This is a genomic window from Arthrobacter sp. CC3, assembly GCF_039907775.1.
Lineage (GTDB): Bacteria > Actinomycetota > Actinomycetes > Actinomycetales > Micrococcaceae > Arthrobacter.
Map to the genome: position 1 here is coordinate 24,176 of NZ_JARCCY010000021.1, position 13,042 is coordinate 37,217.

The window sequence follows — 13,042 nt, forward strand, 5'->3', positions numbered from 1 at the left end:
TGCCAGCGCGGGCCGCTTCATGGGCCGCGTTAGGGATATGTCGCTGCCTCTAAAGCTCCCCTGTACCACCCGGCTATTTAGCTCATGCATGCGACTGAGCGTAAGCCCTTTGAGGTTGCGAAAACTGCTGCGCCGCAGCCTTCCACTCTGACCAGACGTCATGCGGCCCCCGCCGCTTCCGGAATCCCCACGTGCGTCCCATTACTGCCGCCTTTCTTCGCGGACTGGTCTGAGCCGGTGCGGCGCACCCTCGGGAGGCGTGGCGGGGAAGGTGCAGGTGAACTCGCCCCGGTAGCCAAACAGGAACCCCAAGAACGGATTCCGCACCTGCATCTGAATGGTGAAAACCCCGCGGGCGTCGTCGAAGCTCTCGTAGAGATCCGCCGTGCCCGTGAAGGCTGCGGGGAAGGCGAATCCGATGAAGCCTTCGTAGAACCGCTGGCCCGTCGACCGGAGATGCAGTGACCCGTCCGGCAGCACCTCCAGGATGAGGCCCGTGGCCAGGTGCTGGTGGGTGCCGAGGTAGTCGATGATGCCCCCGGTCTCCGGACTGTAAACCATGGTGGCATCGAAGCGTCGGCGTTTGGACCCCGGCAGCTCCAGGGTGCGCACGAAGGTGACCGTAGGCCGGCCGAGACCATCCACATAAGGGTAGTTTTCGATGGTGAACGGGACGTTCTCGCCCTGGTCGGGAAAGAGGATGTTGCGGTACGCGCCGAGCCGCAAAAACGGAACCGTCCACCACGCCCCGCGGCGCACTTCCGAAAAGACTCCCCGGCCAACGCAGGCGTAACCGGCCGCGGTATCGACGCCGAAGCGTTTCTGCAGCATCGGGTGGAGGCGGCCGAAGTCCCGCCCGAGCGCCTGCTCAAAGATGGAGGCCACGGCTACTCCTCACCCGCCGGCAGGCCGCCGCCACCCGGCGACGGAAGCGCCACAAGCGCGGACGGGGCACGTCCGGCCCGCTCATCCGGCGCGAGCCGCAGGCACCGCCCGGCCCGGGGCACCGTCCGGTGCGCCGGAAGGAAGCATGAGGCCATTGCCGCCGCGACGCCGACGGCGGCAGCCGCCCCGGCGAATGGTCCGGTCAACGCCCGCCGGAGTAGCAGGGCGGACGCCAGGAAACCGCCCGACCTGGCCGCGGCGTCGATGATCCACCGGTTCCGGGAGTCTCCGGGGTCAAGGTCCCGCTCCGCCCACAACCGCAGGCGGTCAAAACTGATGGCTGTTGCCCAGCCCAGCGCGGGCCGGATCACCCGGCCGTCCAGCAGCTTTCCAAGGGTGCCCATCCCCGGCTGATAGTTGTAGCCGGTGATGAAGCGGACGCCTTCAGCCGTGGGGATGTACCGCCAGTAGCCCGAGCCCGGACCAATGGGGGAGAGCGCGTCGCGGGTGGTGAACTTCAGTACCGAAGTCGCCTGCCCGTCGGCGCGCCGCCGGTGGCCCAGGGACGTCCCGGTGCCGCTGATGGTGTGGAACGGCAGCCGGAACTCATAACGAAAGCTGACAGGTCCGCCGTCGTCACCGTCCCTCGGGACGATCCGGGAAAACCGCAGGTCCCACCGCGGATGCAGGTCCGGATCCTGGCTGAGCGTCCACAGCCGCTCCATGGACGCACGAATGCCGATTTCAACATAGATCTGCCCGCGCGTGCGCGAAAATTTCCCGCCTTGATGCTCCCCCATTCCAGCATCCTAAGACGCGGCGAATCACAAATGAGTTAATTGGCCTCCGCGTCAGGCGCTGGTGGCGTCCTGCACTTCGCCCACCAGTTCCTCGATGATGTCCTCCAGGAACAGCACGCCCGTAGTGTTCCCGTAAGCGTCGAAGACCCGGGCCACGTGGGCGCCCGTCCGGCGCATGGTGGCCAGGGCATCCTCGAGTTCGCCGCCGCCGAAGGCGGACGCGAGCTTGCGGATCCGCTTGGCCGGCACCGGCCGGGCGAACTTCTCCGGGGACGTCAGGTCCATGACGTCCTTGAGGTGCAGGTAGCCGGACGGCACGCCGTCGTCGTCGGTGAGAATGTAGCGGGAGTAGCCGTGTTCCGCCACCGCGCGCTGGATGTCCGCGGGAGTGGACGACGCCGGCAGGAGCACCATCTCGTTGATCGGCACCTCCACGTCCGCAACAGTTTTGGCGGTGAACTCGAATGCCGCCGTGAGCGTACCGGTGGTGTCCGTGAGCATGCCGTCGCGGGTGGACTGCTCCACGATGTTGGCCACTTCGTCCAGCGTGTAGGCGCTGGTGGCCTCGTCCTTGGGCTGGACCTTGAAGAGCCGCAGGATGGCGTTGGCGATCCCGTTGAGCGTCCAGATCACCGGCTTGAACACGCGAGCCACCATCACCAGCGGCGGGGCGAGGATGAGCGCCGCCCGGGTAGGAACCGAGAACGAGATGTTCTTGGGCACCATTTCGCCCAGGACCACGTGCAGGAACGTCACCAGGAGCAGCGCCGCCACGAAGGCGATGATGCCGATGGCTTCGCCGGACAGGGAGGTCAGGCCCAGCGGTATCTCAAGCAGGTGGTGGATGGCCGGTTCAGAGACGTTGAGGATCACCAGCGAGCAGACGGTGATGCCCAGTTGGCTGGTGGCCAGCATGAGCGTGGCATGTTCCATGGCCCACAGCGTGGTTTTGGCGGCCTTGCTGCCGGCCTCGGCCTTGGGCTCGATCTGCGAGCGGCGGGCGGAAATGACCGCGAACTCGGCGCCCACGAAGAAGGCGTTGACCACCAGGAGCACCACCAGCCAGATAATGCCGGGAAGGTATTCACTCATTGCTCAGCTCCGGGGGTGAGGTTGTCGACGAGGCGGTCATGCGGACTTTTGGGGGCTTCCTGCGGATCGTCCGGGGTGAAGCGGAGACGCTGCACCTGGGTGCCCGCCACGCGTTCCACGCGCAGTGTGCCCCCGTCGATAGTGACTTCGTCGCCGAGTTCCGGGATGCGGTCCAGTTCGTCGGTAACGAAGCCGGCGATGGTGTCGTATTCTTCCCCGTCGGGAACCGTGATGCCGGTCCGGTCCAGCAGTTCGTCCGGGCGCAGCGAGGCATCAAAGGTGGTGGACAGGCCCGTGCGCACCACACCGACCTTGGCGCGGTCGTGTTCGTCCTCGAGCTCGCCGACGATCTCCTCCACAAGGTCTTCGAGGGTCACGATGCCGGCCGTTCCGCCGTGCTCGTCGGAAACGATCGCCACCTGGAGGCCCTGCTTGCGCAGCAGGACCAGCAGGGTGTCCACGCCCATGGACTCCGGGACGCGGAGCGGTTCGATCATGAGCTCCGCGGCGCTGACGCTGGCCCGCTCGGCCAGGGCCACGGCGAAGGCCTGCTTGACGTGCAGAACGCCCAGGACGTCGTCGCGGTCCCTGCCGATCACCGGAAAACGCGAGTACCCCGTGGAGCTGGCCAGCGTGACGATCTGCTCCGCCGTGTCATCGGCGCTGACCGCCGTCATGCGGACGCGGGGCGTCATGACGTCCGCCGCGGAGTGCTCGGAGAAACGCAGGGTGCGGTGCAGCAGCACTGCATGGTCGACGTCGAGCACGCCTTCCAGCGCCGAGCGCCGGACGAGCGAGCTGAGTTCCTCGGCGCTGCGGGCGCCGGACAGCTCTTCCTTCGGCTCGATGCCGAAGGACCGGATGATGCCGTTGGCCGTGTTGTTGAACAGCAGGATCACGGGCTTGAAGACGGCGGTGAACAGGGCTTGGAACGGAACCACCACTTTGGCGGTGGCCAGGGGGAGGGCCAAGGCGAAGTTCTTCGGGACCAGTTCGCCGATCACCATGGAAAAGATCGTGGCCAGGAAGATGCCCGCGACGGCGCCGATCCCCGGGACCACTGCCGCAGGCAGGCCGGCTGCCAGCAAAGGTCCGCTGAGCATGCTGCTGATGGCCGGTTCAAAGGTGTAGCCGGTGAGGAGCGTGGTCAGCGTAATGCCGAGCTGTGCCCCGGAGAGATGTGTCGAGGTGATCTTGAGGGCCTTGATGGTGGGCGCAAGGCGCTTCTCGCCGCGGGCCTGGCGGTTCTCAAGGTCGTTGCGGTCCAGGTTGACCAGCGCGAACTCGGAGGCAACGAAAAATCCGGTGCCGACCGTAAGGACAAGGCCGATACCGAGCATGATCCATTCATACATTCGGGCGCCCCTCTCCCGTGGTGGCCGGCGAACCGGTCAGAAGGTGGAGGGGCTTGGGCATATGTGAAGGAGGGTCATCCATAATGCCGTTCAGTCTACGGGTCGCCGGTTCACGGACTGGGCGTGTGCGCCGTAGGCGAAAAGTGCGGGCTCCATTTTCGATCCGCGCACCCATCCGCCACCCCGGCGGCAGCGAATGGCTGGTAAGTCCTGCAGTAATCGATGACGTCCGGCCACGATGGGGAGGTGGAGCAATGCGCGATGGTGCATCCCGGCTTTCCTCCGCCCTGCGGTCACTTCTCCTGGGTGTGCTGCTCGCGGCGGCCTGGGTCATCTTCGGAGCCGTCTCGGCGCAGGCTTCCAGCCTGTTGCCGCCTGTCACGGACACCGTCACGTCTGATGCCGTCTCTGACACTGCCGCGGTTGAGCAAGGTCCGCTGGCTGCGCTCGCAGAGCCCGTTGCCGTCGTGGCAGCGCCGCTGGCGCCCCAGGTCCAGGCCGTCACCGAACCGGTTCTGGCTCCCGTGGATGCCGCGCTGGCTCCGGCCGCGGCGCCGGTGACCGCCGTCGTCGAGCAGGTCACCAGCGCGGTGGCTCCGGTCACGGCGCTCACTTCCGCCGCCGTCGCCCCCGTAACGCAAACGGTCGCCGAAATCACGGCCCCGGTCACAGGCCTGGCGGCTGATATCACGGCGCCCGTGCTGGTTCCGGTCGGGTCGGCTGCCGGTGACGTTGCCGCGGACCCCGCCGTTGTCGGAGTTTCCGCACCGCCGCCCGCCCCGGGGTCCGAACCGCAGAACCCCGCACCGTCAGCGGGTACAGCTTCCGGCGTCCTGCTGACTGTTACGCAGGACCGTGCAGCCTTCCGGCCGGCAATGTCCGACGGCGGCAGCACCGTTGTCGTGGCAGCGCCGACTCCTGCTCCCGAGCGTCCCGCAACGCCGGCTCCCGCGTCGCCGGCGACAGTCCCGACGGGTTCCGGCTCGTTGCTCAGGACGGGCGGCGACGGCGGATCCGGCGTCGCAGCCGATGTTCCGGCCCTCCAGTTTTCCTTGACGCAGATCCCGCTCAAGGATGTCCGCAACTCCTCCGACGAGCTGCCCGGCTCGGTCAGCCTGGAACACGGCTTTTCCCCCGACTAGTGGGGCCGGCACCGCGCCCTTTCGCGCGGACGGCAATCAGCTGCGCACTCACTGTGCCTGGCTCATCTCACTAGTAAGGAAATCAATTCTCATGAAATCTTTCGTACGCACCACCCTGTGCAGCGCCGTGTTCGCCGGCGGAGTGCTCATCCTCGGCGCAGGCGCAGCCTCCGCCTCCGATTCCACCACCACGACGTCGGACCTTGGCCTCGGCTCGGGAACCCACATTGGCCTGAACCTGGGCGCCAGCCTGGATGCCGCGGCTTCCGCAGCGTCTGAGGGTTCGGTAGTGAACGACGGCGGGTCCTCCACCTCGGGGCACGGCACCACCGACGGCAGCGTCGTATCGGATCTGAGCGCAGGCCTGGGCCTGAACCTGGACGCCGACGCGAACCTGCACACGGCCACCTACACGGTGACGGACGGGTCTGTTGTTAACGACGGGTCTGTAGTGAACGACGCCGGGTCCTCTTCTTGGAGCGAAGACTCCGCCGAGGGCAGTGTTGTGTCGGATCTGAGCGCGGGCCTGAACCTGGACGCTGATGTGAACGTGGATGCTGCGGCTTCGGCGGTGTCTGAGGGTTCTGTTGTGAACGACGGCGGGTCCTCCTCCTGGAGAGAAGGTTCCGCCGAGGGCAGTGTTGTGTCGGATCTGAACGCGGGCCTGAACCTGGACGCTGATGCGAGCCTGGATGCTGCGGCTTCGGCGGTGACTGAGGGTTCTGCTGTGAACGAGGGTCACAGCAGCCTCCTATAACCACGCAAGTCAGTCTCCGGCCATGAACTTGGCTGACTAACGGGAGTCGGGGTGCTGTCCCAGGACAGCACCCCGACTTTCGCTTTTAAGCGGCCTCAGTACGGTGAGAAATTGAGGTTCCGTTGAGAACCAATTTTCCTGACGGAAGATTGCGTATTCCTTTTCGAATATTTTCCGGCTGCTTGCGTTCCGGTTGAAAAACTCGAGTCAACAAACAAATTGACTAATTCGGGTTGGAGCAACAAGCCAGTGTGTGACAGTTCGAATTCCGTGCCCGGAACTGCGGGTGCCGGTCTTCTGTGATTACGGTCCTCATCCCTGCGCATAACGAAGCCGCAGGTATTTCTGACACGCTTGAATCCCTCAAATCCCAGACTCTCCCGCCGGACAGGGTGGTGGTTGTCGCTGACAACTGCACCGATGCCACCGAGGCGATTGCCCTGGCACTCGGGGCCGAGGTGATCCGCACCGTGGGAAACACGGACAAGAAGGCGGGTGCCCTGAATTTCGCTCTGGAGGGGCTCCTGGCCGGAGCAGAGCCGGAAGACATGGTCCTGGTCCAGGACGCAGATTCGCAGTTGAGCCACGACTTCATCGAGCGGGCAACCGGCCATCTGGCGGCCGACCGGCGGCTTGGTGCCGTGGGAGGGGTCTTCCGCGGTGCGAAGGGCGGCGGCTTCGTGGGTCACCTGCAGCGGAACGAGTATGCGCGGTACGCGCGGGATGTGAAGCGGCTCCACGGCAAGTGCCTGGTGGTGACGGGAACGGCGGCGCTCTTCCGTGTCCGGACTTTGAGGGACGTGATTGCTGCGCGGCTCGAGGGCACACTGCCTCCCGGCAACGGCCGGGGAGGCGTTTACGACACTTCCGTGCTGACAGAGGACAACGAGCTGTCCTTCGCGCTGCTGACCCTCAAGTACCGCATTAAATCACCGGCCGACTGCACGCTTGTCACGGAGATCATGCCCTCCTGGCGTGAACTCTGGGCGCAGCGGCTGAGGTGGAAACGCGGCGCGGTGGAGAACTGCGTCCAGTACGGCTGGACCAGGGTCACCCGGCCGTATTGGGGGCGGCAGGCCCTCTCCGTGACGGGAATTCTGGTGTCGTTGGCCTACGTCGGAACGGTGGCTTTTGCACTGGGCACGGGAGAAGGGCTGCACATTCAGCCGTTCTGGCTGGCCGTGACCGGTGTCTTCGTGATCGAACGGGTAGTGACTGTGCGGCTGCGTGGCTGGAAGTACATGCTGGCCGCCGCAACGATGTACGAACTTCTGATCGACCTGTTCCTTCAGGTAGTCCACGCGAAGGCCTACGTGGATGCAGTCTTCAACAAAAAGAAAGCTTGGTAAACCTATGTACAACAATCCTGCTGCTCCTGCAGCCGCTGGTGTCGGAGCCGGAACCCTCGCGGCAACCGGAGCCGGTGACCTCTTCTGGTTTGCCCTGGCAGCCTTCGCCCTCGTGGCGCTCGGGCTCGCCATCAAGCGCATCGTGCCGGTCAGGGCGAAGTAACTCCTGCCTGAGCTGACCGGGCGGGTGGCCGGGATTCACCAACATCCCCGGCCACCCGCCCGCGTTCGCCTCAGGTGACCACGCTGACCGCATTGGAACAGGCTGCCGCATCGCAGACCTTGTAGCTTGTGGTGGCTCCGCCCTTGAACTTGTTCACGTAGCTTCCCGTGTTGGGGACGGTTTTCTGGGTGCCGTTGATCCAGAGTGTGACGCTGGCCCCCGTGGCCCCGGTCCACGTCAGGGTGGTGGAATTGACGCCCTTGGCCTTGGTGGTGGCTGCAGACAGCTTGATGGGCGACGCCACGACAGGCGGCGTGCCAACGGCCGGCGTGAACGAGAAGTCGCGGATCACCACGGACTCGGGTTTCACATGCTCGGGATCTCCGCCACCCCCGCCTGTGACCCACAGGTTGAAGTGGATGGCTTCTTTGGCCGGCAGGGGAACGGTGCTTCCCTGAAGGACCGTTCGCTTGAGCAGCGTGCCGCCGTACCCCTCTCCGGCGAAGGTCTCGAACGTGATCTTGCCCGGCTCCCAGACCATTCTGTGAGTGAGGACCAGGTCATTCGTCGTATCGAACACCACGGTGTTGTTGCCCTGCCCCGGCGGCTTGGACGCATCAAACCAATAGCCGTGCGCCTGCGTGACGGGCCAGGATTCGCCGTAGCTTGCGCCGCCGCCCCAGGCGGATGCTTCGCACAGGTCTATTTCGTTGTAGCCCGGGGAGGCCAGCGGGTCATACGTGAATAGGCATCCCCACACCACTTCCTTCTGGAGGCTGTTGACGTTTTTCGCCACTGTGGTGGTGTAGGTGCCGTAGCCGAATCCCTGCCGGGTGGACTGGAATTCAGCCCCGACGGGTGCGCTGCCGGTTGGATTGGTGAGGGAGAGCGTGACGTATCCGTCGCCGTCGGGATTACTGACGTTGGCCGCGGCGAAAGCCTTGTTGAACTGTGGCGCGCCGCCCCAGAACCGCTTTTCCCAGTTGAACCCCTTCCAGGCAAAGCTGCCCACGGGCCCAGGGTTCGGGTCCATGGGGGTGGTGTCGGCGGCGTGGGCCGGAGTTGTTGCGCACAACATGACCAGGCTGGCAGCTGCCAGCATTGCAAGCGGCCGGTTGAGCCAAACTGCTTTTGCGATGCGAGACCTCGAGGAAACCATTAACGCCCCCTACATTTGCGCTGATCAATGCAGCGCCGCGCCCCCAGTGAGCACAAGATGATCATCATTCAGGCCGGTTTGGTTGGCAATAGATGAATGCCGATATTTATTTTTGATGACGCTCAATAAATACACAATTTTTACGCAATTCCGAGTTGAGGGATTAGTGATATTTCTACATCTGGAAACGAACGAGAATTTCTTGGGGGATTGATGGTTACGCGCGGCTTGGCTGTGGTGGTTAACGGCGACGGTCGTAGTAGGGCATCCCTGGCGGAGTTGCTGGTCCAGTCGGGATTTGAAGTGGTGGCCGCAGCGTCCGGTGCCGAGGGGGTGGCTGCCGTGCGGCGGCATGATCCGGTCCTGGTCACCGTGGACCTGGGGCTTCCCGACTTTGACGGCATCGAAGCCTCCCGCCGGATCCGGACCTTCAGCCATGCCTACGTGATCCTGGTGGGCGCCTTGGCGAGCGAAGCCGATGCGCTGCTGGGACTCGAAGCCGGCGCTGACGACTATTTGGCCAAGCCGTTCCGTCCGCGCGAGCTCCGGGCAAGGGTTGCTGCGTTGCTGCGCCGGCCGAGGCGCCACGCGCTGGTGGACGCTGCGCAGTGCGCGGCAGGACATTTCGTCGCCAGGCCCGCAGGTGCCGAACTGCCCGATCCGGCTGCCGCCGCTCCCCGCGACGTTGCCGCAGCCGAGGAACGCGCGGCGGGGTCCGGGTGGGATTTTGAACACCGCGGCCTCGCCCTTATGGACAGTACGCGCGCAGTTTCGGCAGACGGACGAGCCATTGATCTCACCCGCACCCAGTTCGAACTGCTGCGCGCACTGCTCCAAAGCAAGGGGGCGGTGCTGACCAAGGGGGACCTTGCCCGTCATCTGCGGCACGAAGCCCCTGTTCCCGGGAGCCCCGTGACAGCCCGGGACGAACGCGTGCTGGAAGTGCACATGGGCAACCTGCGTAAGCGGCTGGGCGACAGCCCGCGGTCGCCGCGGTGGGTGCAGACCGTCCGGGGAGTGGGATACCGGCTGACCCCGCAGTAGCTCCGTCCCCGCCGCAGCTCCGGCCCCGCGAGGCGGGTCTTTTGCCCCTGCCCGGCCCATGTGTGCAGGCGTGTACTTGAAGTGTCAGCCCGCTTTGGGCACTACACCGCAACGCACGGGAGGTACCGTCATGTCTGATCTGTTCAGGTGGTCACCGTTCCACACCAACCGCTGGCTGGATACGTTCCGCAGCGGCCCGTTCGATCTGCTGCGCCGATCCCCGTCCGAAATGATGGACGCCATGGACAGGGTCTTCCAGCAGGGCAGCCAGCCAATGCCGATCCGCGTCGAGGAGTACCTCGACGGCAACACCCTCGTGGTCCGGGCCGAAGCGCCGGGGCTGGATCCGGACAAAGACATCGACGTCTCTGTTGTTAACGGTTCCCTCCAGATCCGCGCCGAACGCCGGGAGGAAAAGGAAGAGAAGGAAAAGGACAGCTACCGGTCGGAGTTCCGCTACGGCTCCTTCTTCCGGTCCCTCCCGCTGCCGCCGGACGTAAAAGAGGAGGACATCAAGGCCTCCTACAAGGACGGCGTCCTCGAAGTACGCACACCGGTTCCGGAAAAAGAGTTGTCCGAGTCCACGGGGAAGAAACTTCCCATCACGCGCGAATAGCCGCCGCCGAACTCGCCGTCGAACAGCAGAGTGGCCCGGCTAGCCGTTACTGTGCCTCGCGCAGCGGGGCATGTTCCGCGGCTTCGGGCAGGCGTAATGTCTGGGGTAGGAGGCGTTGCGCGCGCACGATTTCTCCGGACGGTCCCTCCTCTTCGATTGTCCGGTGACTGGCCGGAGGACGATCCATGGCTAAGAAACTTCCACTGGATGAGCTCTCCGGTGTCATCGGCAGGATCCGCCGGCTGCTTCTGACCGAGGAGAAGGTAAGCACCGCCGTCGAACTTTTGGCGAGGGCCATCAAGGACTCCGTGCCGGGCACCATCGGGGCGGGGGTGTCCGTCCTGGACTTGCAGGGCCGCAGGACCAGTCACGGATCCACGGACAAGGTGGTTGCCGAGGCGGATGCGCTGCAGTATGAGCTCGGGGAAGGGCCGTGCCTGACGGCGTGGGCCGCCGAGGAAACCATACTCGTGGACGATATCCGCACGGACAGCCGCTGGCCGCGCTGGAGTGAGGCTGTCAGGGGGCTACCCGTCCGCTCGGTGGTGAGCGCAGCCCTTGGAGCGAACAAGGAATGCATCGGTGCCATCAAGGTTTACGCCGCGCTTCCGTCCGCCTACACCCCGGCGACTGCGCGGCTCCTGGAGCTGTTCGCCGCCCCGGCCGCGACGCTGCTTTCACACGTGCAAGCCAACGAATTGCCGCAGCAGATCAGCGAGGAGCTTCATGCAGCCCTGGAGAGCAGGGACGTGGTGAACCGGGCCTGCGGGATATTGATGCAGCGGCACGGGGTCACGTACGAGCGTGCTTTGGAGGACCTCATGCACCACGCCCGGCAACGCAGGACGACCCTCGCCGGGGCCGGTGCCGAAATCATCGCCGCGCTACAGGCCGGCAGGAACTAGAGGCGCCATTATGGGCTTCGATCTGAACGAACCCGAACAACGGCGGAAGCTCCGGGCTGCCCTGAAGGCCTCGGACCTCACGCCGGGGGAACTCTGGCTGAACTACTTCAGCATTGGCGGCGGCGTGGGCGAATACGAAGTCGAAGCGTACCTGCAGGGGCTGCTCTCCCTGCCGCCGATCCAGCGGGACCTGCTGGCAATGGCCGCCAACGAACTCATCGAGGCCATCCCCCGCCTCTATGCGCCGTACTCCGATGACCCCGACCTCGCAGAACGCCGTCCGGAGCCCGGCCGGGAATCCGCGCCTGGATCGGGCCAGGACGCCGACGCCGACGCCGCCGGCGATCACGACACCCACGGCAGGCCGGGGCCGGATGAACAGGCCGACCCGCCCGGAGACGAATAGCAGTCCCGCCGGACGGCCGTTGCCCAGCTGCGGGCTGACATTCGCGCGGGGCCGAAAGTAAGCTGGAAGCCTAAGCGATGAACCAGACGAGTGGAGGCTGACGACGATGTCCGGACACTTCGAATTGATCAGCGCGCCCGACGGCGGGTACAGGTTTAAGCTGCTGGACAAGTCCGGGGAACTTGTGGCGATCTCAGTAAAGTTCCCGACGAAGAAGGCCGCCGCGGCGGGGATCTACCGCGTTCGCGAGATCGCCGGGACCGGCCTGATCCATGACCTGAGCACCAGCCGCCGGAGCGAACCATCCCACCGGATCAGGCCCTCCCAGCCGGCACAGGTCCACAGCGGAACCCATGCCTTCCAGGCCCGGGGAGCCCACAGCCTGCACTCTCAGCGGGAGCGGGCACGGCTGAGCAGCGCCAGCCGCTGACGCGAGCCGCGACGGCCTCGCGGGCCGCGGCCGCGCCGCGGCCGCGTCGGCGCCTACAGCGAGACCCGGCCGCTCACCACTGAGCGGCTGACCCCGCCGACCCAGATGCCGTCGTCGTCCGCCGTGACGGTCAGCAGGCCGCCGCGTCCCAGCGCTGTGCCTTGCTGGACGGTGTAGTTGCCGTCCACCACTCCCTCGCCCAGGAGCCATTGCGCCAGGCCGGCGTTGAGGCTGCCGGTTACGGGGTCCTCGGGAACGCTCAGACCGGGAACGAACGCCCTGACCTCAAAGTCCGCAGGTCCTCCCTCCGGGTAGCTGCCGATGACGCCTACGCAGAGCTGGTCCATCAGGGCGAAGTCGGGCTGCAGCCGGAGCACGGCCTCGGCTGATTCCAGCCGGATTCCCAGCCAGCCCGGGCCGTTGTCCACCCAGTTGCTGCCCAGGACCTGGCTCGCATCGATGCCCAGGCTGGCGAGGGCCTGTTCCAGCACCGCCGGTTCAACCGGGCCGGAGCGGGCAAGCGGCGGCGCCGCGAAGGCGAGATCGGTGCCCGTGCGGCGGATTTTCACCAGCCCTGCCTCGCATTCCTGCACCAGCTCCCCGTCACGGCGGGGCTGCCCGCCGTTCTCGAGCCACGCGTGCGCCGAGCCCAGGGTGGGGTGCCCGGCAAACGGCAGTTCGGCCGCGGGCGTGAAAATACGCAGCCGGTAGTCGGCCTCCGGGTGCGAGGGCTCCAGAAGGAATGTGGTCTCCGAGAGATTGGTCCAGTTCGCGAAGCTCTGCATCTGTTCGGTGGACAGGCCATGGGCGTCATGGACGACGGCGACCGGGTTGCCTGCCTTGGGCCCCGGGGCAAAGACGTCAACCTGGGAGAAGGGATATTCGTTCACTGCGGTGGTCATGCTGGTCATAGCAACCAACCGTAGGTGGCCGCCGTGC

Annotated in this window: 15 protein-coding genes; 9 read left to right on the plus strand and 6 right to left on the minus strand. The window is 65.6% G+C overall.

The features are described from left to right. Positions 1-201 precede the first annotated feature (201 nt). Genes PV761_RS13830 through PV761_RS13845 form a run of 4 tightly spaced genes read right to left on the minus strand, consistent with a single transcriptional unit; the run spans position 202 to position 4,132 of the window. Positions 202-885 carry a DUF4166 domain-containing protein gene (locus tag PV761_RS13830; protein WP_347897529.1) on the minus strand — a complete coding sequence of 228 codons (684 nt, stop codon included), beginning with the start codon at positions 883-885 and terminating at the stop codon, positions 202-204. A 2-nt stretch (positions 886-887) separates the two neighbouring features. Further along, positions 888-1,685, minus strand: coding sequence for an SRPBCC family protein (locus PV761_RS13835; RefSeq protein ID WP_347897531.1), 798 nt, complete (start codon positions 1,683-1,685; stop codon positions 888-890). Positions 1,686-1,736: 51 nt separating this feature from the next. Next, positions 1,737-2,777 carry a hemolysin family protein gene (locus PV761_RS13840; RefSeq protein WP_347897533.1) on the minus strand — a complete coding sequence of 347 codons (1,041 nt, stop codon included), beginning with the start codon at positions 2,775-2,777 and terminating at the stop codon, positions 1,737-1,739. Continuing rightward, the gene (locus PV761_RS13845; protein ID WP_347897535.1) at positions 2,774-4,132 is read right to left on the minus strand and encodes a hemolysin family protein; all 1,359 of its coding nucleotides are present in this window, start codon (positions 4,130-4,132) and stop codon (positions 2,774-2,776) included. Before PV761_RS13845 ends, PV761_RS13840 begins: the two co-directional genes overlap by 4 nt. A 254-nt stretch (positions 4,133-4,386) precedes the next feature. Here PV761_RS13845 and PV761_RS13850 point away from each other — a divergent pair, with 254 nt between their 5' ends. From PV761_RS13850 to PV761_RS13865, 4 genes are all read left to right on the plus strand, one after another. Continuing rightward, complete coding sequence (locus tag PV761_RS13850) at positions 4,387-5,274, plus strand: hypothetical protein (RefSeq protein ID WP_347897537.1); 888 nt, start codon at positions 4,387-4,389, stop codon at positions 5,272-5,274. Positions 5,275-5,365: 91 nt separating this feature from the next. Further along, complete coding sequence (locus PV761_RS13855; RefSeq protein ID WP_347897539.1) at positions 5,366-6,031, plus strand: hypothetical protein; 666 nt, start codon at positions 5,366-5,368, stop codon at positions 6,029-6,031. A gap of 299 nt (positions 6,032-6,330) precedes the next feature. Next, positions 6,331-7,380 (plus strand): glycosyltransferase family 2 protein, encoded by a 1,050-nt coding sequence (locus PV761_RS13860; RefSeq protein WP_347897541.1) that lies wholly within the window; start codon positions 6,331-6,333, stop codon positions 7,378-7,380. Between the two features lie 4 nt (positions 7,381-7,384). Further along, a complete protein-coding gene (locus PV761_RS13865; RefSeq protein WP_197024897.1) occupies positions 7,385-7,543 on the plus strand; it encodes a hypothetical protein in 159 nt (52 codons plus the stop codon). A gap of 70 nt (positions 7,544-7,613) precedes the next feature. On the opposite strand, the gene PV761_RS13870 is transcribed toward PV761_RS13865, so the two are convergent. Next, entirely contained in the window at positions 7,614-8,621 is a 1,008-nt protein-coding gene (locus tag PV761_RS13870) for a hypothetical protein (RefSeq protein ID WP_347897543.1), read from the minus strand. A gap of 294 nt (positions 8,622-8,915) precedes the next feature. On the opposite strand from PV761_RS13870, the gene PV761_RS13875 reads away from it, so the two are divergent. The 5 genes from PV761_RS13875 (at position 8,916) to PV761_RS13895 (ending at position 12,103) form a co-directional block, all read left to right on the plus strand. Next, positions 8,916-9,746 (plus strand): response regulator transcription factor, encoded by an 831-nt coding sequence (locus tag PV761_RS13875; protein ID WP_347897545.1) that lies wholly within the window; start codon positions 8,916-8,918, stop codon positions 9,744-9,746. Positions 9,747-9,876: 130 nt separating this feature from the next. Beyond that, complete coding sequence (locus PV761_RS13880; protein WP_081818809.1) at positions 9,877-10,362, plus strand: Hsp20/alpha crystallin family protein; 486 nt, start codon at positions 9,877-9,879, stop codon at positions 10,360-10,362. 185 nt (positions 10,363-10,547) lie between these two features. After that, a complete protein-coding gene (locus tag PV761_RS13885; protein WP_347897547.1) occupies positions 10,548-11,267 on the plus strand; it encodes a GAF and ANTAR domain-containing protein in 720 nt (239 codons plus the stop codon). A gap of 10 nt (positions 11,268-11,277) precedes the next feature. Further along, positions 11,278-11,673 (plus strand): hypothetical protein, encoded by a 396-nt coding sequence (locus PV761_RS13890; RefSeq protein WP_347897549.1) that lies wholly within the window; start codon positions 11,278-11,280, stop codon positions 11,671-11,673. A 106-nt stretch (positions 11,674-11,779) separates the two neighbouring features. Further along, entirely contained in the window at positions 11,780-12,103 is a 324-nt protein-coding gene (locus PV761_RS13895) for a YegP family protein (protein ID WP_347897551.1), read from the plus strand. A gap of 53 nt (positions 12,104-12,156) precedes the next feature. Here the strand turns inward: PV761_RS13895 and PV761_RS13900 are convergent, their stop codons facing one another. Then, positions 12,157-13,014 carry a PhzF family phenazine biosynthesis protein gene (locus tag PV761_RS13900; RefSeq protein WP_347897553.1) on the minus strand — a complete coding sequence of 286 codons (858 nt, stop codon included), beginning with the start codon at positions 13,012-13,014 and terminating at the stop codon, positions 12,157-12,159. Between the last annotated feature and the right edge of the window lie 28 nt (positions 13,015-13,042).

Bases quoted from the DNA above. Each gene is read 5' to 3' on its own strand.
- PV761_RS13895 (WP_347897551.1), top strand. From the start codon at position 11,780: ATGTCCGGACACTTCGAATTGATCAGCGCGCCCGACGGCGGGTACAGG.
- PV761_RS13870 (WP_347897543.1), bottom strand. From the start codon at position 8,621: ATGTTGTGCGCAACAACTCCGGCCCACGCCGCCGACACCACCCCCATG.
- PV761_RS13855 (WP_347897539.1), top strand. From the start codon at position 5,366: ATGAAATCTTTCGTACGCACCACCCTGTGCAGCGCCGTGTTCGCCGGC.
- PV761_RS13900 (WP_347897553.1), bottom strand. From the start codon at position 13,014: ATGACCAGCATGACCACCGCAGTGAACGAATATCCCTTCTCCCAGGTT.
- PV761_RS13890 (WP_347897549.1), top strand. From the start codon at position 11,278: ATGGGCTTCGATCTGAACGAACCCGAACAACGGCGGAAGCTCCGGGCT.
- PV761_RS13885 (WP_347897547.1), top strand. From the start codon at position 10,548: ATGGCTAAGAAACTTCCACTGGATGAGCTCTCCGGTGTCATCGGCAGG.
- PV761_RS13875 (WP_347897545.1), top strand. From the start codon at position 8,916: ATGGTTACGCGCGGCTTGGCTGTGGTGGTTAACGGCGACGGTCGTAGT.
- PV761_RS13850 (WP_347897537.1), top strand. From the start codon at position 4,387: ATGCGCGATGGTGCATCCCGGCTTTCCTCCGCCCTGCGGTCACTTCTC.
- PV761_RS13880 (WP_081818809.1), top strand. From the start codon at position 9,877: ATGTCTGATCTGTTCAGGTGGTCACCGTTCCACACCAACCGCTGGCTG.
- PV761_RS13865 (WP_197024897.1), top strand. From the start codon at position 7,385: ATGTACAACAATCCTGCTGCTCCTGCAGCCGCTGGTGTCGGAGCCGGA.
- PV761_RS13835 (WP_347897531.1), bottom strand. From the start codon at position 1,685: ATGGGGGAGCATCAAGGCGGGAAATTTTCGCGCACGCGCGGGCAGATC.
- PV761_RS13845 (WP_347897535.1), bottom strand. From the start codon at position 4,132: ATGTATGAATGGATCATGCTCGGTATCGGCCTTGTCCTTACGGTCGGC.
- PV761_RS13840 (WP_347897533.1), bottom strand. From the start codon at position 2,777: ATGAGTGAATACCTTCCCGGCATTATCTGGCTGGTGGTGCTCCTGGTG.